The organism is Patulibacter americanus DSM 16676, from assembly GCF_000420025.1.
Classification (GTDB): domain Bacteria; phylum Actinomycetota; class Thermoleophilia; order Solirubrobacterales; family Solirubrobacteraceae; genus Patulibacter; species Patulibacter americanus.
The window spans coordinates 1-1,159 of sequence record NZ_ATUD01000032.1; the positions used below are offsets into that span (position 1 = coordinate 1).

A 1,159-nucleotide genomic window follows, 5' to 3' on the forward strand; every position below is an offset into this window, starting at 1 on the left:
GTCTCGCTCGTCCAGACGGCGGAAGGTGCGCTGACGGAGGTTCACTCCATCCTGCAGCGTGTTCGTACCCTGGCCGTGCAGTACCAGAACGGCACGGTTGGTACGGACGACAAGGCCGCCATCGACGCCGAGGTCAGCCAGCTGACCACGGAGCTCGGTGCGATCGGTACGCGTGCGGACTTCAACGGCACGAAGCTCCTCAACGCGGACAGCACCGTTACGTTCCAGGTCGGCGCGAACGACTCTGAGACCACGACGGTCAGCCTCGTCTCCCTCGGTGACAAGCTCGGCTCGGTTGCCGGTGCTACCACCCTCTCGGGCATCACCCTCTCGTCCATCGATGCGGCCATCAAGGACGTGTCCCAGGTTCGTGCCGATTTCGGTGCAGTGCAGAACCGCCTGGAGCACACCCTGAACAGCCTCTCGGTGACGCAGGAGAACCTGACGGCATCCGAGTCGCGTATCCGCGACGTGGACATGGCGTCGGAGATGGTCTCGCTGACCAAGAACCAGATCCTGTCGCAGGCCGGCACGGCGATCCTTTCGCAGGCCAACCAGGCCTCGCAGGGCGTGCTGTCCCTCCTGCGCTAGATCTAGCCAGTAGGACCGCAGTACAAGGGTGATCAGGACCTAGGACCCGCAGCACCGCAGGACCCGTAGGACCGCAGGACCAGCAGTACCGCAGGACTGCAGGACCCGAGGACCGCAGGACCCGTAGGACCGCAGGACCGCAGCACCAGCACCCAGCAGGACCACGACGCCCCCGGAGCCTTGGCCCCGGGGGCGTCGTCGCGTTCGCGGGGCCGCGGTCCCGGGCCGGCGACGCGGTCCGTCGCCGCGTCGGCCCGCGTCGGCCATCGCCGCGTCGACCCCGTACGAGGAGCCGCTCAAGTCCTGCGCGCTCCCGCCGATCACCCGTGCGCAGGGGCGACACGGACGTCGCTCCAGGAACAGCACACACCAAAGCCGATCAAGGAGATCGACGCATGTCCCTTCGCATCAACACCAACGTCGAGGCGTTCAACGCGCATCGCAACCTCAACGGCACCAGCGACAAGATCGCCAAGTCCATGGAGCGCCTGTCCTCGGGCCTGCGCATCAACCGCGCCAGCGATGACGCGGCGGGCCTGGCGATCTCCGAGAAGATGCGCGGTCAGAT

General features: G+C 66.9%; 2 protein-coding genes. Both read left to right on the forward strand.

Annotated features, from left to right (window positions below; translation table 11 throughout):
* A partial coding sequence (locus F593_RS0121115; RefSeq protein ID WP_022930732.1) for a flagellin occupies positions 1-591 on the forward strand: 591 nt, incomplete at its 5' end.
* A 395-nt stretch (positions 592-986) separates the two neighbouring features.
* The coding region (locus F593_RS27360; RefSeq protein WP_033208912.1) for a flagellin N-terminal helical domain-containing protein at positions 987-1,159 on the forward strand (173 nt) is incomplete at its 3' end.